20 protein-coding genes and 1 tRNA gene are annotated in these 22,041 nt (G+C 63.0%); 7 read left to right on the forward strand and 14 right to left on the reverse strand.

Features of this window, described 5'->3' with window-relative positions; genetic code table 11:
• On the forward strand, positions 1–2,458 hold a 2,458-nt coding region (locus NUU27_RS07285; protein ID WP_257761423.1), incomplete at its 5' end, for a class I SAM-dependent methyltransferase.
• Between the two features lie 121 nt (positions 2,459–2,579).
• Positions 2,580–2,843: a hypothetical protein gene (locus tag NUU27_RS07290; RefSeq protein WP_257761424.1), complete on the forward strand. Its 264-nt coding sequence runs from the start codon at positions 2,580–2,582 to the stop codon at positions 2,841–2,843.
• A 58-nt stretch (positions 2,844–2,901) separates the two neighbouring features.
• Here NUU27_RS07290 and NUU27_RS07295 read toward each other — a convergent pair whose 3' ends face one another.
• Complete coding sequence (locus NUU27_RS07295; protein WP_257761425.1) at positions 2,902–3,414, reverse strand: TerB family tellurite resistance protein; 513 nt, start codon at positions 3,412–3,414, stop codon at positions 2,902–2,904.
• Positions 3,415–3,556: 142 nt separating this feature from the next.
• On the reverse strand, positions 3,557–4,036 hold the full coding sequence (locus NUU27_RS07300; RefSeq protein ID WP_257761426.1) for a hypothetical protein: 480 nt from the start codon (positions 4,034–4,036) through the stop codon (positions 3,557–3,559).
• Between the two features lie 153 nt (positions 4,037–4,189).
• Here NUU27_RS07300 and NUU27_RS07305 point away from each other — a divergent pair, with 153 nt between their 5' ends.
• From NUU27_RS07305 to NUU27_RS07315, 3 genes are all read left to right on the forward strand, one after another.
• Positions 4,190–4,393 carry a hypothetical protein gene (locus tag NUU27_RS07305; protein ID WP_257761427.1) on the forward strand — a complete coding sequence of 68 codons (204 nt, stop codon included), beginning with the start codon at positions 4,190–4,192 and terminating at the stop codon, positions 4,391–4,393.
• A 27-nt stretch (positions 4,394–4,420) separates the two neighbouring features.
• Positions 4,421–5,194, forward strand: a complete 774-nt coding sequence (locus NUU27_RS07310; RefSeq protein ID WP_257761428.1) for a glycosyltransferase family 32 protein — start codon at positions 4,421–4,423, stop codon at positions 5,192–5,194.
• A gap of 100 nt (positions 5,195–5,294) precedes the next feature.
• Entirely contained in the window at positions 5,295–6,047 is a 753-nt protein-coding gene (locus NUU27_RS07315) for a hypothetical protein (protein ID WP_257761429.1), read from the forward strand.
• Positions 6,048–6,286: 239 nt separating this feature from the next.
• Here NUU27_RS07315 and NUU27_RS07320 read toward each other — a convergent pair.
• A tRNA-Leu gene (locus NUU27_RS07320) sits at positions 6,287–6,371 on the reverse strand.
• A gap of 183 nt (positions 6,372–6,554) precedes the next feature.
• Between NUU27_RS07320 and lipB the strand changes: the two genes are divergently transcribed.
• Both lipB and ggt read left to right on the forward strand, forming a co-directional pair.
• On the forward strand, positions 6,555–7,271 hold the full coding sequence (lipB, locus tag NUU27_RS07325) for a lipoyl(octanoyl) transferase LipB (protein ID WP_257761430.1): 717 nt from the start codon (positions 6,555–6,557) through the stop codon (positions 7,269–7,271).
• A 64-nt stretch (positions 7,272–7,335) separates the two neighbouring features.
• Positions 7,336–9,099 (forward strand): gamma-glutamyltransferase, encoded by a 1,764-nt coding sequence (gene ggt / locus NUU27_RS07330; protein WP_257761431.1) that lies wholly within the window; start codon positions 7,336–7,338, stop codon positions 9,097–9,099.
• A 403-nt stretch (positions 9,100–9,502) separates the two neighbouring features.
• Here the strand turns inward: ggt and NUU27_RS07335 are convergent, their stop codons facing one another.
• The 11 genes from NUU27_RS07335 to nuoK all read right to left on the reverse strand — a co-directional run bounded on the left by NUU27_RS07335 (position 9,503) and on the right by nuoK (position 22,040).
• Entirely contained in the window at positions 9,503–10,189 is a 687-nt protein-coding gene (locus tag NUU27_RS07335; protein ID WP_257761484.1) for an ABC transporter ATP-binding protein, read from the reverse strand.
• Complete coding sequence (locus NUU27_RS07340; protein ID WP_257761432.1) at positions 10,186–11,499, reverse strand: lipoprotein-releasing ABC transporter permease subunit; 1,314 nt, start codon at positions 11,497–11,499, stop codon at positions 10,186–10,188. Before NUU27_RS07340 ends, NUU27_RS07335 begins: the two co-directional genes overlap by 4 nt.
• A 39-nt stretch (positions 11,500–11,538) precedes the next feature.
• A complete protein-coding gene (gene proS / locus NUU27_RS07345; RefSeq protein WP_257761433.1) occupies positions 11,539–12,870 on the reverse strand; it encodes a proline--tRNA ligase in 1,332 nt (443 codons plus the stop codon).
• A gap of 629 nt (positions 12,871–13,499) precedes the next feature.
• Complete coding sequence (locus NUU27_RS07350) at positions 13,500–13,769, reverse strand: DUF1467 family protein (protein WP_257761434.1); 270 nt, start codon at positions 13,767–13,769, stop codon at positions 13,500–13,502.
• Positions 13,770–13,776: 7 nt separating this feature from the next.
• Positions 13,777–14,181: a methylmalonyl-CoA epimerase gene (gene mce / locus NUU27_RS07355; RefSeq protein ID WP_257761435.1), complete on the reverse strand. Its 405-nt coding sequence runs from the start codon at positions 14,179–14,181 to the stop codon at positions 13,777–13,779.
• Between the two features lie 53 nt (positions 14,182–14,234).
• Complete coding sequence (locus NUU27_RS07360) at positions 14,235–15,923, reverse strand: ribonuclease J (protein WP_257761436.1); 1,689 nt, start codon at positions 15,921–15,923, stop codon at positions 14,235–14,237.
• Between the two features lie 14 nt (positions 15,924–15,937).
• Entirely contained in the window at positions 15,938–16,762 is an 825-nt protein-coding gene (locus tag NUU27_RS07365) for a biotin--[acetyl-CoA-carboxylase] ligase (RefSeq protein ID WP_257761437.1), read from the reverse strand.
• 4 nt (positions 16,763–16,766) lie between these two features.
• Complete coding sequence (gene nuoN, locus NUU27_RS07370; protein ID WP_257761438.1) at positions 16,767–18,203, reverse strand: NADH-quinone oxidoreductase subunit NuoN; 1,437 nt, start codon at positions 18,201–18,203, stop codon at positions 16,767–16,769.
• Positions 18,204–18,217: 14 nt separating this feature from the next.
• On the reverse strand, positions 18,218–19,732 hold the full coding sequence (locus NUU27_RS07375) for an NADH-quinone oxidoreductase subunit M (RefSeq protein ID WP_257761439.1): 1,515 nt from the start codon (positions 19,730–19,732) through the stop codon (positions 18,218–18,220).
• A 3-nt stretch (positions 19,733–19,735) separates the two neighbouring features.
• Positions 19,736–21,721 carry an NADH-quinone oxidoreductase subunit L gene (gene nuoL / locus NUU27_RS07380; RefSeq protein WP_257761440.1) on the reverse strand — a complete coding sequence of 662 codons (1,986 nt, stop codon included), beginning with the start codon at positions 21,719–21,721 and terminating at the stop codon, positions 19,736–19,738.
• A 10-nt stretch (positions 21,722–21,731) separates the two neighbouring features.
• Positions 21,732–22,040: an NADH-quinone oxidoreductase subunit NuoK gene (gene nuoK, locus NUU27_RS07385; protein ID WP_257761485.1), complete on the reverse strand. Its 309-nt coding sequence runs from the start codon at positions 22,038–22,040 to the stop codon at positions 21,732–21,734.
• Between the last annotated feature and the right edge of the window lies 1 nt (position 22,041).

Raw genomic sequence — 22,041 nt, forward strand, 5'->3', positions numbered from 1 at the left:
AGTCAAAGGCCTTCTCGATGTATTTCCCAGGGCCGAAGTCGTTGATCGACTGGTGGATTTTATCGCCAGATACCGACAGACTTTCCAAACGGCATTGGCCGTGGAAGTCATTAAGTTGGGCGGCGGTGTCCGGCTCCAATCACTTATCGACCCGGCGTCTTCACCGTTGATCGAGAATTTCGGTGCGTTGGTTCAAGGAGCCCTCCTCCGACCGAGCCACGAGAATGGCAGCGCCGAAGTCGACCAGCGTTTGCTCACCACACCCATCCCAGATCTTGAACTAAACTCGGCGTTGGCGCTGACGACAAAATTCTGTGAGTTCGGAAAGCAGGAAAGCCAATCCTTGAAATCTGAAGAATTCCTCGCCGGAGAGATCTTCGAATTGTCGGCGGCGATGGTCGATCAGATTGAACAGCTTACATTTTGCGACGAAGGCATCAAAGGCGAGATCATCGACGCTGAAAAGAGATCGGCCTATCAGACCTATGCTCTCGAACAGGGCCGCTTGGACGTGACTGACATCTATTCCGGCGCGCCAGCGGAGTTTCTTGGAAGCTTCGTATTTTGGGACAAATTCGTTTATGCCTTCCGCGGAAGAGGCATGCAGTACCTCGTCGCCAGTGGCGGAAAGGGAGAGATCCTCGGTCTCTACCTTCCGGCAGAAGACTTGTTTCTTCATTTCACCAAGAATCCAGCGATCACCGAACAGGTGTGGAGCACGGTAAAAACCTATCTAGCAAGGGAGATTTCCAAGCGGGCAGACCGTCCATTTACCTCAGTTCAGGAACCCGAGTTGATCGTCCGAATTTGCGGGATCGAGAACTTTGCTCACCATGCCTGGAACTATTTTGGCGGTCTTGAGAAGGCGAACCTGGTCGGATTGCTGCCAAGGATAAGAAACCTGGAATATGTCGGCACGGAGTTCTTTGGCCCTATCCAAACGATCTATCCCGAGCTAGCGACCTCGCACATCGAGAAACCCAGGCAAGGGCCGGTTAAAAGCACTGATGCCTTCGGTCACGGGCGCCTCGTTATTCCGCTCGGCAGTCACCTGCTATTTCCGCAAGCGATCAACCGCATCACCTCACTCGCCGACGAGGCCGTTTCCGCATCGGACGTCCTGGGCCTCACAGATGCAATCCAGCGCTACCGCAGGCGCTTCTATGTCGCGCTTCGTGTCGGAGATAAATCGTGGCTGGACGCGGAACAAGAACTGCCCAAACTGATCAATCGCATACTGACTGAAGATTCCGATGCATGTTTTGTGCTCGACGGATTTTCCGTACCCGTTGGCGAAGACCACGTTAGTCAGCGCTGGGAGCAGCAGATCGAAAAACTCACTGGCATCGTCTCGGGCGTACTGTCTCAAGTCACGGAGAGTGAGCGTGTTTTCAACATCATGGGGCTGGATCTCCTGAAGAGCATCGGCCTCATGAGACTGTGCACTTTTTACATCACCCCCATCGGCACGGCTCACCATAAGGTCGATTGGTTCTCAGATATCGATGGAGTTCTGTATCTCTCTCCAGACTACAAAGAGAAGCCCGTGCGCAGGATGGCCGGCATGGCCCAGCGACTCGGCAAAAATTCATGCTCCTTTGCATTTGGAGACATGGCGGACACCTCCAGCGTTCGTCTTCAAAGCAGCAGTGATGTCCGCCCCAATCTGTCGAATTTCACGTGTTCATGGGAGACGATCTGGATGGACCTCAAGAAGCATATCTCCAGCGAAAATGTCCGCGACCAGCATCAGGGCGTGAACTACCTCCAATTCATCGGTAGCCTTCACGACTCCCTGAAACCGGAGTCGTATTTTGAGATCGGCACCGCGAAAGGCAGCTCGTTGAAGCTCGCGCAATGCGACGCAGTTGCCATCGATCCCAAATTCCAATTCGACACCGATTGCATCGGGAGCCGCAACCGCACTTTCCTCATACAGGAGCCGAGCGATCACTTTTTCCGGAACAATGACCTACGAACCTTCTTTCCTGGTGGGGTTGATCTCGCATTCCTTGATGGGATGCATTTGTTCGAGTTCCTGCTTCGTGACCTCCTGCATGTCAGCCGCTACGTCCGATCGAACTCAGTGGTTCTGCTGCACGACTGTTTTCCGATAACCGAAAGGATGGCACTTCGCGAACAACAGAAGCCAAGTTCGGATGAGCCCTTTGCGAACTGGTGGACCGGCGATGTTTGGAAAATTCTCTATGCGATCAGAAAATACATGCCACAGGTATCCGTGACCTGTCTGGACTGCCCTCCAACAGGTCTGGTCGCTCTAACCAACGTGAAAGGCGTCGGAGACGTGTTGGAGAACAGGTACTTCGAAATCGTTTCCGAGTTCATCGAAATGGACAAGGAGCCGGGTTGGCTGGATAGGCTCTATGCGGATTTTGAGATCACATCGAGCCAGAGTCTTCTACAGATCAATGAGCTTCGAAAGCGATTCTGGCTCTAGCCATCGACGAGGCGCAATGAAAAACCCAACAACCCCGAGATGAGGCCGCTTGTTGCAAGGCCGCGCGTGTGATGTGCTATGGAGGGCGGTGGGTTCGGGCATGTTCTTCTGGAGTTCGCAGATGCGTTTGTCCCTCGCTCTCCTTCTGATCCCGGCGGCTCTGGCCGCCGGCTGCACGACGATGACGCCCGAAGAGCAGCGCATCGCGGATGAAGAGAAATGCCGCTCTTACGGCTTCACCCGAAAGAACGACGCCTTCGCTGAATGCCTGCAGCGCCTTGAACTCGATCGACGGGTGGAACGGCGCGCCAACGCGGCCACGTTCCACGACAGTTGGATCTATGCGCCGCCACCGGTCATCATCGTCAGAAACAGGAACGAATAGCGGCTTAAAGCGGTTTTCCGCCCGCATCCCGCTCTGATTCTTTGGAGGCGATCGCGATCTAAAGGAAAAGGCGCTTCTTCAGGCGCGCGATCGACGATTGCTGGAGCTCGCCGACGTCGTTGTAGGCGCTTGCCACCTTGTGCAGCATCTCGACGAGTTGCTGCTTTTCCGTGTTGCCGAGCCGGTCCCTCAGCAGCGGCAAGAGCTCGTCGGCCACCATGGAGAAGAATGCCCGGTTCTCCGTATACTCCCAGGCCTTTGCGAACATCGCCGACGGATTTTCGACTCTCATCGGATCGTGAAAGCAATCCAGGATGGCGGTCTTTTCCTGTGCGGTGACGGGAGATCCCGTCCGCACGATCTGGATCAGCAGAATGGCGGCCGCGAGCTGTGGGTCGCGAACCCGCGAGAGCCTGGTTCCGACCAGGTTCTGGAACGACCGTTTCGCTCTGTGCTGCAACCCCTTGGTGTCGCGGTTGATTTCCCTGGCGACGCCATAGGCGTAGTGCGCACGGATGATGAAGAAGGCTATCGTGGCGACAATGCCGAGGAATACGATCAGAAAATGCATTGTTTGAATCACGGAGTTCGATGTCGGCGCCGTCGTTTTACCTGCCGCTTCCATCGATAGGCAACCTTCTTCTACAACCTCATGTGCTCACGCGGGCGCCCTGAATGCACGACGTCCGCAAAGCGTCCTTCCGAACAGCGATTCAGCTTTTGGTCGTGGCGATGACAAGGAGAACGAGTGCGGTGAAATTCAGGGCCGCGCTGCCGGCGTGCGAGAGCTCCCATTGCATGCGCAGGAACTCCCATTTCGGCGGCAGCATCGTCCAGTTCTCGGTTGCGCTGTTCATCGGAAAGGTGAAGGTCCAGAAGATGCCTTGCGTGCCGACGAGGCAGAGGAATGCAAGCGCGGCGAGGATATAGCTTTCGCCTGCCCGATAGAGCGCGACGGTCAGGGCGAGGCAGCTTATGAGGGCCGCGATGACCACGATGCCGAACAGGCTCCAGCCATCATAGGCCCGCTGGGCGCTAAGATAGGCACCCCTGTCCATCTGCAGCTTGCTTGCCATCGAGAACAGATGCGCTCCCGCCGGCACCAGCGCCAGCGCGGCGAAGAGGACGGCAATGACCCGAAGCGTGTAAAGCATGTCGACGCAACGCATCAGGCCGGCGACTGTTCCCGTCAATCTTCGCCGCCCTGCACGGCCCTGCCCGCCTGTTCTCGTCGCCGCCTGCGGCCGAACGATGGCCGGCGGCGGGAGCCATTCAACCATTGCCGCCGCTTGCTGGCGGTCGCAACGTGTGGTTTCCTCCACGAGCAGAGATCAAGGGAGGGCGGCGTGATCGCTGACTATATCGACGAGTTCATCATGCTTTGCGTCGCGCTGTGGATGACCGGCGTGGGGTTCGGCTATCTCAAAATGCCGGTCGAAGGCAAACCCGGGCAGCAGGCCTGGTGGGCGCATATCATCGGCCACTTCAAATGGCTGGGACCGCTGCTGGCTGTCATCGCGGTGGTGCTGGCTGGCGCTTCCCAGCGTTAGTCTCATTTCAGGTTCGGTCGACGCAGGATGCACTTCCAGAGGATTTTCCAGATACTCATATCGGACCGGCCGGCGGCCGAGGCGCCGAGATCGGATGCGCTGGAACGCAACATCGCCTCGTTCAGGCAGACCTATCCCGAGGCGAGCCACCATATCTACGGCGACGAGGAACTGCAGGATTTCCTGTCCGAAAGCTTTGGGAGCGAGGTGTTGGCGGCCTACCGGGTCATGCGCCCATACGCCTACAAGGCGGACCTTGCGCGCTATTGCCTTCTGATGAAATTCGGCGGCCTCTACTCCGACCTGTCCTACATGCATGTGCGCCGCATCGAGCCGCGCAGCCGAAGCAAAATGGTGGTGTTTCGGGACATCCCCGGCCATCCATCCTGGTCGGTCAGCAACGCAATCATTTTTGCCAAACCGGGCAGCTCCGTTCTCGACAGAGCGATTCAGCGGGTTCTCGCCCACTGCAAGAGCGGCCATTACGGCGTTTCTCCGCTCGATCCGACGGGCCCCTATATGTTCGGCCGCATTCTGGCCGAAACCGACGATTGGCGCGCCATCGAGTTCGGCGATTCCTCGCGGCTCAACGTCGACGCGACCGGCCGGACCAACATCGTCAAGATCATGCCAGGCGGGGAAGTGGTAGCGATCAGGAACAAGACCCGCGACGGAACGATCTCCGATCTGGTCCCGAACAGCGGAAACAATTATAACAAGCTCTGGCGTGACCGGTGTGTCTGGGGGGAATCATCATCGCGAACACTCGCAAACAAGGTGCGAAGAAAACTCGGGATATAGTTCACCCGGGATGCCTCCATTCGCTGAGAGCGGCACCTGTTCGAGAAACGCACCTTTCTCACAACCATCGCCCACGGCCTTTTTTCAGGGAGGGGAAGAAATGCAGGTGCATGGGCTAGTCGAACAGCTCAACAGGGATGGATGCTGCGTCCTCCCGTCGATCTTCAACGATGAGAGGATCGAGGAATTTCGCAAGACGACACTGGATAACCTCGGCAGCATGGGACAGACGCGCGACGTCGCGCATTCCTATCATCTGGCCGGCTTCCATCGTTTCCCGGCGCTCTCATTTCTCCATTCCCAAATCGCCGCGAACAGTTCGATCAACGAATTCCTGTCAAAATACTATGGAGGCGCGCCTTATTTTGCGATCGGCTTGAGCGACGTCACGGTCAACCGGTCTCAGCATTGGCACACGGACCTGCTGCGCGGCGAGTACAGCACGTTTCTCGATGCGATCGACCCGTGGAGCATGCGCGGCGATGGCTGCATCAAGGCCCTTGTCTATCTGCAGACCGGGAGAAGCCTGAGAATCGCGCGAGGCTCCCATCTCGTGCCGACGCCTCTGGACGACAAACTGCTCGATGATCTGGCCGGCACGAGGGAGGTGACGCAACTCGAAGTGAATGCGGGCGATGTGGTGATGATGGACATTCGATCCCTGCACCGCGGCTCGACCGATGACGAAATGCGCAAGCCCGAACTGGCCGACAGCCCGAAAATCCTGATCTCGACGGTCTTCGGACCCGTGAAATCGGCGTTCGCCGAAGCCATGCAACTCGGCAATGCCCACCGCATGGCGCGATGGGACCGCCAACACCTCTCCGGAAAAAGCGCATCCCAGGGCGCATAGTCGATCCGCCTGGAGTACGAACGTTCTTATCGGATGGGATGTGGGCCGGCTTTTCCGCCGTCGCAGCCGGCATCGGGACAAAAGCCCTGCTCCTCAGGCGCAAAGGAAACCGCTGATGCGATCCGCGCATTCGGCGAAGCCGGCGGCATGATGCAGGATCGGGAAAGAGTGAAGGTGTCCCACCCATGGGTTTGACATGCCTGTCAAACCCGCGAAAACACAGACTGTTTCGATGAGACTGGTGCGGTCGAGAAGACTCGAACTTCCACGGGTTGCCCCACAGCGACCTCAACGCTGCGCGTCTACCAATTCCGCCACGACCGCACGCAACGAAAGGCCGGTTCGAACCGGCAACGGGCATGTAGCAAATCGGGTTTGGGGACACAAGTCCGGCAATGTGCGATTCCGCAAAAATGTTCGCCACACACAGGCCGGCGCCGCGACTGGACCGGACGCCGATTTATCGCCATATGTGCGGGACGACAATTGCTTGGAGCAGACCCCGTCATGAGCGCACGTGGTGAGATCGACACCGCCTTCCTGCCGCGCGGCGAGGCGCCGCCCGTCGAGTGGCGCATCGAACCCGGGCTGACGGACTACGAAGCCGCGCTCGCCTTCATGGAAGAGCGCGCCAGGTTGATTCGCGACGGCAAGGCGGGCGAGCTCGTCTGGCTGGTGGAGCATCCGCCGCTCTACACGGCCGGCACCAGCGCCAGGCAGGAGGACCTGCTCGATGCCGGGCGCTTTCCCGTCTTCAAGACCGGGCGCGGCGGCGAATACACCTATCACGGCCCCGGCCAGCGCGTCGCCTATGTGATGCTCGACCTGAAGACGCGCCGCGAGGACATCCGCGCCTTCGTCGCCGCGCTCGAGGACTGGATCATCGGCGCGCTGGCACGCTTCAACGTGAAGGGCGAGCGGCGCGAGGACCGTGTCGGCGTGTGGGTGGCGCGGCCGGACAAGCCTACCCTGCCCGGCGGATTGCCGGCCGAGGACAAGATCGCCGCCATCGGCATCCGGCTGCGGCGCTGGGTGAGCTTCCACGGCATCGCGGTCAATGTCGAGCCGCAACTGGCTCATTTCGGCGGCATCGTGCCGTGCGGTATAAGCGGCTATGGCGTCACCAGCCTGGTCGATCTCGGCCTGCCGGTGACGATGGAGGATTTCGACGTGGCACTGAAAGCCGCCTTCGAGGAGACATTCGGCCCCGCCGAACGCCGCTGAAGCGCCACCCTTTCGCATTGGAAGTGCCGCGCCGGCACTTCCGCCGAGCAGAGGAGTGCCTGGCATGCCCGTTCCCCCCACACTGAAAACCCTTGCGGTCTTATCCGGCCTGTTGATCGCCACGGGACCCCTCGCCGCGCAGCAGGCGACGGACGCGCACGCCCCGGAAATCGCCAGCGGCGTGATCGACAAGGCCGCCGTCCGTGCGACAAAGCAGATGGTTGCGGCGGCCAACCCGCTTGCCGCACAGGCCGGCCTCGAGATCTTGCGCCAGGGCGGCAGCGCCGCCGACGCGCTGGTGGCCGTGCAGACCGTGCTCGGCCTCGTCGAGCCGCAATCCTCCGGCATCGGCGGCGGCGCCTTTCTCGTCTGGTACGATGCGGCGAGCGGCAAGCTGACCACCTTCGACGGCCGCGAGACGGCGCCGGCCGCCGCCACGCCCGAGCTCTTCCTCGACGACAAGGGCGAACCCTTCGCCTTTTTTGACGCGGTGGTCGGCGGCCGCTCAATCGGCACGCCCGGCGTCGTGCGGCTGATGGAGGCCGTGCACGAGAAGGCCGGCAAGCTTGCCTGGGCCGACGTCCTCAAGCCGGCGATCGACATGGCCGAGGCGGGCTTTGCCGTCTCGCCGCGCCTCAACGCGCTGCTTGCCGAGGACAAGGGCAAGCTCGACATGCAGGCCGCCGCCCGCGCCTATTTCTACGACGATGCCGGCGAGCCGCTCGCCGTCGGCACGGTGCTCAAGAATCCGGATTATGCCGAGACGCTGAAGGCGATCGCCGCCGGGGGCGCCGACGGCTTCTACAAGGGGTCGGTGGCCGAGAAGATCGTCGCCGCCGTCAAGGGCCACGAGACCAATCCCGGTCTGCTTTCGCTGGAGGATCTCGCCGCCTATCAGGTGAAGGAGCGCGAGGCGGTGTGCGCGCCCTATCGCGGGCTCGACGTTTGCGGCATGGGGCCTCCCTCCTCCGGCGCGCTGACCGTCGGCCAGATTCTCGGCATGGTGTCCCATTTCGACCTTGCCGGTCTCGGCCCGGACGATCCGGAAAGCTGGCGCATCATCGGCGATGCGACCCGCCTCGCCTTCGCCGACCGTGGCCGCTACATGGCCGACGGCGATTTTGTGAAACTGCCGGGCGGGCTGCTCGACCCGGACTATCTCAAGGACCGCTCGGCGCTGATCCGCCGCCCGACGGCGCTCGGCGAGGACGAGGTGAAGGCCGGCTCGCCGCCCTGGGACAAGGCGGAACTGCGCATCGACGGGATGAGCCTCGAACAGCCGTCCACCTCGCATTTCGTCATCGTCGACGGCGACGGCAACATCGCCTCGATGACGACCTCGGTGGAAAGCGCCTTCGGTTCGCGCCAGATGGCCGGCGGCTTCATTCTCAACAACCAGCTCACCGACTTCTCCTTCGCGCCGCAGGAGGCCGGCGAGGCGGTGGCCAACCGCGTCGAGCCCGGCAAGCGGCCACGCTCCTCCATGTCGCCGACCATCATCCTGAAGGACGGCAAGCCGCTCTATGCGCTCGGCTCGCCGGGCGGCAGCAACATCATTCCCTATGTGGCGAACACGGTCATCGCGCTGGTCGACTGGCAGATGAACATGCAAAAGGCGATCGACCTGCCGCATCTCACCAACCGCTTCGGCACCTATACGGTGGAGGCCGGAACCGCCGCCGAGGCGCTCGAGGATGACCTTCAGGCACTCGGCTTCAAGACCTCGGTCGGCGATCTCAACTCCGGCCTGCACGGGATCGCCATCCTGCCGGACGGGCTCGAAGGCGCCGCCGATCCGCGCCGCGAAGGCGTCGCGGTGGGCGACTGAGTTTTTTGTCGCCAGGATGCGACCTTCCTGAGGCGGGCCCTGCCCGCCTCTTTGCTTTTGCAGCCCGCAAGCCGACACCCGCCCGACGTTTACGGAACGTCAACCCTTTCGCCAGGCAACGGCGGGAGAGGCCCAGCCATCCTTGACATTGGAACAAAAATAGCACATAAAGAGACCATAGAGAGATCAGGAGGATTTCATGACCGAACTTGTTCAGGATGTCGTCTCGCTCGTCGCCGTCAGTTCCTTCGTCATGGTCGCCGCAGTCTTCATCGGGGCGTTCTAAAATTTTGCCGCGAGGCGCCGGTTCGCCACCGCACCGGCGCGCCGCGTAAATGGGTTCGCGGGACGCCGACGACACGGTGCCCCGCACCGTTCAATCCCAAAAGACAGCGATCGCGCTTCACTGCGTCAGCGGGACGACCTTTCCGCCGTCGAGCGTCACCACACGATCCATGCGCGCGGCAAGCTCGTGGTTGTGCGTGGCGATGAGGGCCGCAAGCCCCGACTGGCGCACCAGGGCTTCGAGCGCATCGAAGACATAGCCCGCCGTGACCGGGTCGAGATTGCCGGTCGGCTCGTCGGCCAGCAGCACGCGCGGTGCGTTGGCGACGGCCCGGGCGATGGCGACACGCTGCTGCTCGCCGCCCGACAGCTCGGCCGGCCGATGGCTGGCGCGATGGCCGACGCGCAGATAGTCGAGCAATTGCACGGCCCGGCTGCGCGCCTCCGTCGGGGCCATGCCGGCCACCATCTGCGGGATCATGACGTTCTCCTCCGCCGAAAACTCCGGCAGGAGGTGATGGAACTGGTAGACGAAGCCGATCTCGTTGCGGCGGATCGCCGTGCGTGCATCGTCGGAGAGCCTGCCGCAGGCCTTGCCGCCAACGATCACCTCGCCGGCGTCGGGCGCCTCCAGCAGGCCGGCCAGATGCAGCAGCGTCGACTTGCCGGCGCCGGACGGCGCCACCAGCGCCACCATCTCGCCCGGCTGCAGCGAGAACGCCGCATCCTTGAGGATCGTCAGGCGCCCGTGGCCCTCGCGATAGCTGCGCTCGATGCCCTTCAGTTCGAGAATGGCGGCCATCAGTCGTACCTCAGCGCTTCGACCGGATCGAGCCGCGAGGCCCGCCAGGCCGGAAACAGGGTCGCCAGGAAGGAGAGCGCCAGCGCCATCACGATCACGGCGACGGTCTCGTCCGCCTCCATCTTGGCCGGCAGCCTGCTCAGGAAGTAGAGCTCGGGGTTGAAGATCGTCGTCCCGGAGAGCCAGGAGAAGAACTGGCGGATCGATTCGACGTTCCAGCAGATGACGACGCCGAGGATCACCCCGGCGAGGGTGCCGGCAACGCCGATGGCGGCGCCGGTCATCAGGAAGATGCGCATGATGGCACCGCTGGTGGCGCCCATGGTGCGCAGGATGGCGATGTCGTGCCCTTTGTCCTTCACCAGCATGACGAGGCCTGAGATGATGTTGAGCGCCGCCACCAGCACGATCATGGTCAGGATCATGAACATCACGTTGCGCTCCACCTCGAGCGCGGAGAAGAAGGTGCTGTTGCGCTGGCGCCAGTCGGACAGGAGGATCGGCCGTTGCGCCGCCGCCTCCACCGCCGGGCGCAACGCGTCGACGGCATCGGGGTCGTTGACGAACAGCTCGATCGACTGCACCAGCCCCTCGGCGTTGAAATAGAGCTGCGCTTCCTCGAGCGGCATGTAGATGATGGACGCATCATATTCGGACATGCCGATCTCGAAGGTCGCGGCGATCGGATAGGCCTTGACGCGCGGTGTCGTGCCGAAGGGCGTGACATCGCCCTCGGGCGCCACCAGCGTCACCGTGTCGCCCACCGAAAGGCCAAGGCTCTGGGCCATGCGCGTGCCGATCGCCACCCCCTCGCCGGCCGCGAAGCCGACCAGCGAGCCGTCGCGGATGTTCTTCGAGACGAGGTCGAGCCGGGCCAGATCGTCGGCGCGCACGCCGCGCACGATGGCGCCGCTGCCGGCGCCCGAGCGGCCGGAGACCAGCACCTGGCCCTGCACCATCGGCATGGCGAGCCGTACGCCCTCGACGCCCTCGATCCGCGCGGCGACGGCGTCGTAATCGCTGAGCGGCATGTCGATCGGCTGGACGATCAGATGCCCGTTGACGCCAAGGATGCGCGTCAGCAGTTCGGCGCGAAAGCCGTTCATCACCGCCATCACGACGATCAGCGTCGCCACGCCCAGCATGATGCCGATGAAGGAAATGGAGGCGATCACCGAGATCACCGTTTCCTTGCGGCGCGAGCGCAGGTAGCGCCAGGCGATCAGCCGCTCGAAGTGGGAGAAGGGCCCGGCACCCTTCGGCTCGGCGGGCGGCGCGGCGGCGGCTGCCTTTCGGGTGGCGGCGTCACTCATCGTCGAACCTCGCGGGCTGGATGGCCGGGCGCCCTCGCGTCATGCGGCCCCGGCGCTGAAACGATTGATCACGGCATCAAGCGGCATGGTTTCGCGCTCGCCGGTCGCCCGGTTCTTGATCTCGACTTCGCCGTTCGCCACGCCGCGCGGGCCGACGATCACCTGCCATGGCAGGCCGATCAGGTCGGCGGTGGCGAACTTGCCGCCGGCGCGGCTGTCGGTGTCGTCGTAGAGCACATCCCGGCCGGCAGCCTGAAGCGCCTCGTAAAGCGTGGCGCAAGCCTGGTCGCAGGCCTCGTCGCCGGCCTTCATGTTGATCAGCGCGATGTCGAAAGGCGCGACGCTTTCCGGCCAGATGATGCCGTTCTCGTCGTGGCTCGCCTCGATGATCGCCGCCAGAAGGCGGCTCGGCCCGATGCCGTAGGATCCCATGGACACGAAATGCTCCTTGCCGTCCGGCCCGGTGACCGTGGCGTTCATGGGCTTGGAATACTTGGTGCCGAAGTGGAAAATATGGCCGACCTCGATGCCGCGCGCGGAAACCTTCTCGCCCTCCGCGATGGCGTTCCACTCGGCCTCGTCATGCATCTCGTCGGTGGCGGCATAGGGCGTCGTCCAGGCCTTGACGATGGCGGCGATCCCGGCGTCATCGGCAAAGTCGACATCGGCAGACGGGACGGCGAACTGCAGAAAATCCTTGTGGCAGAACACCTCGCTCTCGCCGGTGGAGGCGAGGATGATGAACTCGTGGCTCAAGTCGCCGCCGATCGGCCCCGTATCGGCGCGCATCGGGATCGCCTGAAGCCCCATCCGCGCGAAGGTGCGCAGATAGGCGACGAACATACGGTTGTAGGCGGCCCTGGCGCCCTCGTAGTCGAGGTCGAAGGAATAGGCGTCCTTCATCAGAAACTCGCGCGAACGCATGACACCGAAGCGCGGCCGCACCTCGTCGCGGAACTTCCACTGGATGTGATAGAGATTGAGCGGCAGATCCTTGTAGGACTTCACATAGGACCGGAAGATGTCGGTCACCATCTCCTCATTGGTCGGACCGTACAGCATCTTGCGCTCGTGACGGTCGACGATGCGCAGCATCTCCTTGCCGTAATCGTCATAGCGGCCGCTCTCGATCCACAGATCGGCGGACTGGATGGTCGGCATCAGAATTTCCTGGGCGCCGGCGCGGTCCTGTTCCTCGCGGACGATGCGGCAGACCTTGTCGAGGACGCGCTTGCCGAGCGGCAGCCAGGAGAAGCTGCCAGCCCCCTGCTGGCGGATCATGCCGGCACGCAGCATCAGGCGGTGCGAGACGATCTCGGCCTCGCGGGGCGTTTCTTTCAGGATCGGCAGGAAGTAGCGCGACAGTCGCATAGACGCATCCATTCAGTCGGCTCGAGGGAGCCAGTTCGGAATCAGGCAGACATGCTGCCCAAGCCCGGCTTCTTAACCATTTCGCAAGGGATTGAAAACCCGCGTGACCGGTCGAATGGGCCGCTATTCCAAGGGAAGCGGGTCTTGCCCCAGCCGACTGGATCGCGATGACTTTGGATTGAATCAATCCAAAGTCATAAACGCGATCGATTCCAAAAAAAATTGAGCGGGATGCGGCGGAAAACCGCTTCGCACTTTTCCTCATCCCGCTCGAGAGGCCGAGGCCCGCAATGAGCGATAACAATGCGCTTCAAAGCCAATTTTCCTCGTGACAATTCGTCTCAACTTGATCTAAGGTGCGCTCCCATAACAAGAGGGTGGAGCCAAATTCATCCTCGTTACGCGGTCAAAGTCTTGGGAGGATGCGGTCCAGGCGCGGTTACCCGCAGCCGCCGACGTTGATACGGTTAAGGATCGGACGCGTTGAGTTAGCAAGGCCTCGGGCCTTGCATTTTTTTTTGCGTCATTGCAGCAAAGCACAAGCCCTTCGCGAGCCGGCGAACCCTCCCCGCACGTCGACGGCGCGTGGCATGCGTAATGCTCTCGCCGGCCTTGCCGCCGGCCGCCGATCAATCGAATTTCGGCACGATGCGCGGAATGTCGTCGAAGGACAGGCCGAGGCCGCGCGTCAGGAAATACAGCAGCCCGAAAATGACCAGCGACACGAGCGTGGTGCGGATCACGGCGCGCAGCATGTGCGGGCCGCGCGGCGCGCTGGCCGTGGTGCCCAGCGTCACGTCGTCCTCCTCGTCCTGGGTGCGCAGGCCGAAGGGAAGCGTCGCAAACAGAACCGTCCACCAGATGATGAAGAAGACGGCGAAAAGTGAAACCCAGCCCATTCTGTCCTCAGACCTGTTCGAGCTCGACCAGCGTGCCGGCAAAATCCTTCGGGTGAAGGAAGAGGACCGGCTTGCCATGGGCGCCGATCTTCGGCTCGCCATCGCCGAGCACGCGGGCACCCACCGCCTTCAGACGGTCGCGCGCCGCCATGATGTCATCCACCTCGTAGCAGAGGTGATGCATGCCGCCATCGGCATTCCTGGCGAGAAAGGCGGCGATCGGGGACGCTTCGCCGAGGGGCTCCAGGAGCTCGACCTTGGTGTTGCCGAGCTCGACGAAGACCACGGTGACGCCGTGCTCCGGCAAGGCCTGCGGCGCCGAGACGGTGGCGCCGAGCGTGTCGCGATAAAGGGCGGCCGCCTTGCCAAGGTCCGGCACCGCGATCGCCACATGGTTCAATCGTCCAAGCATGAGCCCTGCTCTTCCATAAGCCCTGACCGGATGACGGCCTCGATGCCCCTTGCTTATTGCGTGACGAAGACGGTCACAATGGGCTTTTTGCCCCAGGCAGCGTTGGCCGCGTTACGCACGGCGCGCCGGGCAGCTTCAGAGACCAGGTCGAGATCCTTGCGGCGCGCCCGCGGGATGCTGCGCACGGCGCCGACCGCCGCTTCCAGCATGATGTCCTCGAGAAGCGTGCCGCTCTCGTCGGCCTCGGCGACGCCGATGGCGACGATGTCGGGATCGCCGTCCAGCTCGCTGCGGTCGTCGAGGACGATGTTGACCGCGACGTGACCGGCGAAGGAAAGCTTGCGCCGGTCGCGGATGCCCATCTCCTCGTCGGAACCGATCAGGCGGCCGTCCTTGAAATAGCGTCCGTGCGGCACCTCGCCGACGATCTCGGCCGGGCCGGGCGCCAGGCGCAGCATGTCGCCGTTGCGCACCTGCGCCACCTGCGGAATGCCCTCCATCGCGCCGAGCGAGCCCTGGGCCACCAGATGGGCCGCCTCGCCATGCACCGGCACGAGGATCTGCGGCCGTGTCCAGCTGTACATGCGCTTCAGCTCGCTGCGCCGCGGATGGCCGGAAACGTGCACCAGCGCGTCGTCGTCCTCGATGATCCTTATGCCCTGCTCGATCAGCAGATTCTTGATCTCGAGAATGGCCTTCTCGTTGCCCGGGATGACGCGTGAGGAGAAGACGACCGTATCGCCGGCCGTCAGCGCAACGTTGCGCATCTCGTCGCGGGAGAGCTTGGCGAGCGCCGCCCTGCCCTCGCCCTGGCTGCCGGTGCACAGGATCACCACCTTGTCGCGCGGGACAAGCTGGAACTCCTCTTCGTCGAGGACAGCGGGAAGGCCGTCGAGATAACCGAGCTCGCCGGCGACGTCGATGACGCGCTTCAGCGAGCGGCCGAGCACCACGAGCTCGCGCCCGGCATCACGGGTCGCCTCGGCGATCGAGCGGATGCGCCCCACATTGGAGGAGAAAGTGGTGACGGCGACACGGCCCTTGGCGGCGGCGATCACCTCCCGCAGCCCCTCGCCGACGGCTTCCTCGGTTGGCGACTCGCCTTCGCGCATGGCGTTGGTGGAATCGCAGACCAGCGCCAGAACGCCCTGATCGCCGATGGCGCGGAACCGCGCCTCGTCGGTCTTCGGGCCGATCGCCGGCGCCTGGTCGATCTTCCAGTCACCGGTGTGCACCACGGTGCCGAGCGGCGTGGTGATGGCGAGCGAGACGGGCTCGGGGATCGAGTGGGCGACGGCGACGGCTTCGATGCGGAACGGCCCGACCTCGAAGGTCTCGCCGGCGCGGAAGATGCGAACCGGCACCTGCGGCGCGTTGCTTTCGGACTGGCGCTTGGCCTCCAGAAGCCCGGCGGCGAACGGCGTCATCCACACGTCCGTCTTCAGCCGCGGCCAAAGGTCGAGCACGGCGCCATAATGGTCCTCATGGGCGTGGGTGATGACCATGCCGCGCAGGTTTTCCAGCTCGCTCTCGATGAAGCTTACATCTGGCAGCACGAGCTCGACGCCGGGCAGTTCCGGTCCGGGGAACGTCACGCCGCAATCGACGATGATCCATTCGCGCTTGCCGGCCCGGCCAAAGCCGTAGAGGCCGAAATTCATGCCGATCTCGCCGACACCGCCCAACGGGCAAAAGACGAGTTCGGCCTCGCCGGCCGGTTTCCTGGTGCTGGAACGCGCCATGGGTTCCCTTTCTCTCAATCAGTTTGCGCCGAAGCAACGGCGCCGAAATGAACGTCGCCGGCAGCGACCCTCAGCAGCGAACCATCCGCCTCGCGGATCACGAAGCAGCAGGCTTCGTCGATGGTCTCGAAAGTGCCGCGCACGACGCGGCCGTCAACGCGGATGGACACGGGCGCGCCGAGACCGGCGGCACGCTGCAGCCAGCGCTCGCGGATCGCCTGAAGGCCGCGCCCGCCATTCCAGAGGCGGATGTTATCGACCCAGGCGTCCGAAAGCGCAAGAAAGAGGTCTCCCGCATCCCCCTTGTAGCCGAGCTCTCTCAGCGACGTCGCCGGATAGGGAACGTCCTGCGGATGGGAGACGACGTTCACACCGATGCCGATCGCGATGGCGAAGCGCCCGTCCGGCAAAAGGCTGGATTCAAGCAGGATGCCGGAAATCTTCGCTCCGCCGGCCAGCACGTCGTTGGGCCACTTCAGCTCGAAGCGCCCGCGTGTCACCGTGCCGCCGTCGGCTGCGACCGCGATGCGCGCATCCGGTGCCGCCGCAGCCAGTGCATCGGACATGGAAAGCCCCGCCACGAAGCCGAGCGTGGCCGCCGTCGCGGGCTCGAAGCGGCCGGTCATCAGCAGGGTGGCGGCGAGATTTCCGGGCGGCGTCGCCCATTGGCGCCCGCGCCGTCCCTTGCCGCTCACCTGCTGCGAGGCGGTGATCCACAGATTGCCCGGGTCCCCCTCGCGCGCCCGCTCGAGGGCAATCACGTTGGTGGAGCCGACGCTTTCATGTGCCTCAAGCCGATAGCCCGCGGCGGTGGCGGACGGCGCCAGGCGAAATCCCATCAGATCAGAAGAACGTCTTGGCGGCAGCCTCGGCAATCCGCCCGACCGGTCCGCCGATCAGGACGTAGAAAAGCACGAAGGCGCCGGACAGGAGCATCACCAGGCGCAACTCCCCGGCCATCGGCTGAAAACCGCCGGCGGGCTCGTCGAACCACATGATCTTGATGACGCGCAGATAGTAATAGGCGCCGACCACCGAGGCGAGCACGCCGATCACGGCAAGGGTGTAAAGCCCGGCGTTGATCGCGGCGAGAAACACGTACCATTTCCCCCAGAAACCAGCGAGCGGCGGAATGCCGGCCAGCGAGAACATCATGATGGTCATGATGGTGGCCATCATCGGATTGGTGGCCGACAGGCCCGCCAGGTCGTCGATCTGCTCGACATTGCCCTCATGCCGGCGCATGGCCAGGATCACGGCGAAGGTGCCGAGCGTCATCGCCAGATAGATCAGCATGTAGATCGCAACGCCGCGCACGCCGGCCTCGGAATTGGCGGCAAGCCCGACCAGCGCATAGCCCATGTGACCGATCGAGGAATAGGCCATCAGGCGCTTGATGTTGCGCTGGCCGATCGCGGCGAAGGCGCCGAGGCCCATCGAGGCGATGGAGATGAAGACGACGATCTGCTGCCAGTCGAGGGCGATCGGCTCGAAGGCCCCCATGGTCACGCGTACGAGAAGCGCCATCGCGGCCATCTTGGGCGCGGCAGCGAAGAAAGCGGTCACCGGCGTCGGTGCACCCTCATAGACGTCGGGCGTCCACATGTGGAAGGGAACGGCCGAAATCTTAAAGGCGAGGCCGGCAAGCACGAACACCAGGCCGAAGACCAGGCCGAGCTGGCGCTCCGCCCCCGAAAGCGAGGCGGCGATGACGTCGAAGCCGGTGTTGCCCGTGTAACCATAGACCAGCGAGATGCCGTAGAGCATCATGCCGGACGACAGGGCGCCGAGGACGAAATATTTGAGGCCCGCTTCCGTGGAGCGCGCGCTGTCACGGTTGATCGCGGCGATCACGTAAAGTGCCAGCGACTGCAGCTCGAGACCGAGATAGAGCGCAATCATGTCGTTGGCCGACACCATCAGCATCATGCCCAGCGTCGACAGCATGACGAGCACCGGATACTCGAACTTGTCGAATTTCTCCGCCTTGGCGAAGCCGACCGACATGATGAGGGTGACGACCGAGCCGATCACCGTCAGGATCTTCATGAAACGGGCGAACGGATCGCTGACGAAGGCACCGCCGAAGGCGCGGCCGTCGGAGGGGAAGATGACCATCAGCGCGATCACGCCGACGAGCAGCGCCACGGCAAGGCCGGTCACCGTCGCGTTGGCGCGCTCCCCCGAGAAGACGCCGACCATGAGGAGCGCCATGGCGCCCACAGCCAGAAGCAGCTCCGGCACGGCAAGGATCAGGCTTATCGTCAGATCAGGCGTCATTTCGTTTCGTCCGTTTACTTTGCCGCGGCCATGGCCGCTTCCCGCGCCGCGTCGGCCGCGAGCGGGATATTGTTGACAAGCGCTTCGACCGAGACCGCGGTCGCATCGAGGATGGGCGCCGGATAGATGCCGAAGAAGATGACCAGCGCCACCAGCGGATAGAGGATCAGCTTCTCGCGGGTCGAAAGGTCCAGCAGGCTCTTCAGGCTCTCCTTGGTGAGCGCGCCGAAGATCACCCGGCGATAGAGCCACAGGGCGTAGGCGGCCGACAGGATGACGCCCGTGGCCGCGAACAGCGCCACCCAGGTGTTGACCTCGAACACGGCCAGAAGCGTCAGGAATTCACCGACGAAGCCGCTGGTGCCCGGCAGGCCGACATTGGCCATGGTGAAGATCATGAACACCGCCGCGTATTTCGGCATGTTGTTGACAAGGCCGCCATAGGCGGCGATCTCGCGGGTGTGCATGCGGTCGTAGATCACGCCGACGCACAGGAACAGCGCGCCCGAGACGAGGCCGTGCGACAGCATCTGGAAGATGGCGCCCTGCACGCCCTGCTGGTTGAGAGCGAAGATGCCCATGGTGACGAAGCCCATATGGGCCACCGACGAATAGGCGATCAGCTTCTTGATGTCCTCCTGCATGAGCGCCACCAGCGAGGTGTAGATGATGGCGACGACGGAGAGCGTGAAGATCAGGGGCGCCAGATCCATCGAGGCGACCGGGAACATCGGCAGCGAAAAGCGCAGGAAGCCGTAGCCGCCCATCTTCAGGAGGATGCCCGCCAGGATCACCGAGCCGGCGGTCGGCGCCTCGACATGCGCGTCGGGAAGCCAGGTGTGGACCGGCCACATGGGCATCTTGACGGCGAAGGACGCGAAGAAGGCAACCCACAACCAGTATTGCATACCGGTCGGGAAGACATGGGTGAGCAGCGTCGTGATGTCGGTGGTGCCGGACTGCCAGTACATCGCCATCACGGCGAGCAGCATCAGCACCGAGCCGAGCAGCGTGTAGAGGAAGAACTTGAAACTCGCATAGACGCGCCGCTTGCCGCCCCACACGCCGATGATGATGAACATCGGGATGAGGCCAGCCTCGAAGAAGACGTAGAACAGCACGATGTCAAGCGCGCAGAACACGCCGATCATGAGCGTTTCCAGGATCAGGAACGCGATCATGTATTCCTTGACGCGCTTGTCCACCGCTTCCCAGCTCGCCAGGATGCACAACGGCATCAGGAAGGTCGTCAGGATGACGAACAGCATCGAGATGCCGTCGACGCCCATATGGTAGGAGATGCCGGAATCGAGCCAATCCCGCTTCTCGACCATCTGGAAACCGGGCGTGGTGGCATCGAAGCCCACCCAGATGAACAGCGACAGCACGAAGGTGAAGACCGTCGTCAACAGCGCCACGTTGCGGATGTTCCGGCGCGCGCCATTGCCGTCCTCGCGGATCAGCAGGATGAGGAACGCACCGACCAGCGGCAGGAAGGTGACCGTGGAAAGAATGGGCCAGTCGGTCATGGCTTAGAACGTGCCTCCAAGCATCATCCAGGTAACGAGAGCCGCAACGCCGATGAGCATGGCGAAGGCATAGTGATAGAGATAGCCGCTCTGCAGCTTGACGATCCGGTTGGTGACGCCCACCACCCGGGCCGAGACGCCGTCCGGACCGAGGCCGTCGATGACCGCGCCGTCGCCCTTCTTCCACAGGAAGTAGCCGAGGCGCTTGGCCGGACGCACGAACAGGAAGTCGTAGAGTTCGTCAAAATACCACTTGTTGAGCAGGAAGGCGTAGAGACCGCTGAACTGGCGGGCCAGCGCCTTCGGCCGCTCCGGCGAGCGGATGTAGAACAGCCAGGCCACGTAGAGGCCGGCGAGCATGGCGACGAACGGCGCCAGCTTCACCCAGACCGGGACGTGGTGGAACTCCTCGAGCATGTGGTTGTCCGGCAGGGTGAACAGCGCGCCCTTCCAGAAATGCTCGTATTCGTGACCGACGAAGAACCCTTCGAAGAGGAAGCCGGCGAAGAGCGCGCCCGCCGCCAGGATGAACAGCGGCACGAGCATGACGAGCGGCGATTCGTGCACATGGTGCATGACGTCGGCCGAGGCGCGCGGCTTGCCGTGGAAGGTCATGAAGATCAAGCGCCAGGAGTAGAAGCTGGTGAACACCGCAGCGACCGTCAAAAGGATGAAAGCGAAGGTCGCGAAATAATTCTCGGCGACGAAGGCCCCCTCGATGATCGCGTCCTTCGAGAAAAAGCCGGCGGTGCCGATGACCGTCATCGGAATGCCGACGCCGGTGAGCGCGATCGTGCCGATGACCATCATCCAGTAGGTCTGCGGGATCAGCTTCCGCAGGCCGCCCATCTTGCGCATGTCCTGCTCGTCGGAGACGGCATGGATGACCGAGCCGGAGCCCAGGAACAGCAGCGCCTTGAAGAAGGCGTGTGTGAAGAGGTGGAAGATCGCCGCGCTGTAGAAGCCCGTGCCGAGCGCCACGAACATGTAGCCAAGCTGCGAGCAGGTGGAATAGGCGATGACGCGCTTGATGTCGTTCTGCACAAGGCCGACCGTGGCGGCGAAGAAGGCCGTGAAGGCGCCGACGAAGGTGACGACGGTGAGCGCCGTGTGCGACAGCTCGAAGACCGGCGACAGGCGCGCCACCATGAAGACGCCGGCGGTGACCATGGTCGCCGCATGGATGAGCGCGGACACCGGGGTCGGGCCCTCCATGGCGTCCGGCAGCCAGGTGTGCAGCGGCACCTGGGCCGACTTGCCCATGGCGCCCATGAACAGCAGCAGGCAGATGACCGTCAGGGCGCCGCCCTTGTCGAGCGAATAGCCGAGGAAGGTCAGCACCGCCTCGCCCGCCTCCGCTCCCTCGGCCGGCAGATAGGTCGCCGCATTGGCGAAGATCGTGCCGAAATTGACCGAGCCGAACAGCATGAACAGGCCGAAGATGCCGAGCAGGAAGCCGAAGTCGCCGACGCGGTTGACGACGAAGGCCTTGATGGCGGCGGCATTGGCCGAGGGCTTCTTGTACCAGAAGCCGATCAGCAGATAGGAGGCAAGGCCGACGCCCTCCCAGCCGAAGAACATCTGCACCAGATTGTCGGACGTCACCAGCATGAGCATGGCGAAGGTGAACAGCGACAGATAGGCGAAGAAGCGCGGCCGATGCGGGTCATGGTGCATGTAGCCGATGGAGTAGATGTGCACCAGCGCCGACACGGTGTTGACCACCACCAGCATGACCGCCGTCAGCGTGTCGATCCGGAAGGCCCAGGAGACGTCCAGATTGCCCGAGGCGATGAAGCGCAGCACCGGCACGGTGAAGGCCTCGCCCTCGCCCAGCGCCACACCGAAGAAGGCAACCCAGGACAGCAGCGCGGCGATCACCAGGAAGCCCGAGGTGATGAGCTCGGACGCCTTCGCGCCGATGGAGCGGCCGAAGAGACCGGCAATCAGAAATCCGACAAGCGGAAGGAAAACGATCGCTTGATACATGGTCCGGCTCTCAGCCCTTCATCATGTTGATGTCTTCGACGGCGATGGTGCCGCGGTTGCGGAAGAAGACGACGAGGATGGCAAGGCCGATCGCGGCTTCCGCCGCCGCGACGGTGAGAACGAAAAGGGCGAAGACCTGCCCGACCAGATCGCCGAGCACCGATGAGAAGGCGACGAAGTTCAGGTTCACCGCAAGCAGGATCAGCTCCACCGACATCAGGATGATGATGACGTTCTTGCGGTTCAGGAAGATGCCGAACACGCCGAGCGTGAACATGATCGCCGAGACGGTCAGATAGTGTGCGATGCCGATTTCCAGC

The organism is Nitratireductor sp. ZSWI3 (genome assembly GCF_024655565.1).
GTDB lineage: Bacteria > Pseudomonadota > Alphaproteobacteria > Rhizobiales > Rhizobiaceae > Nitratireductor.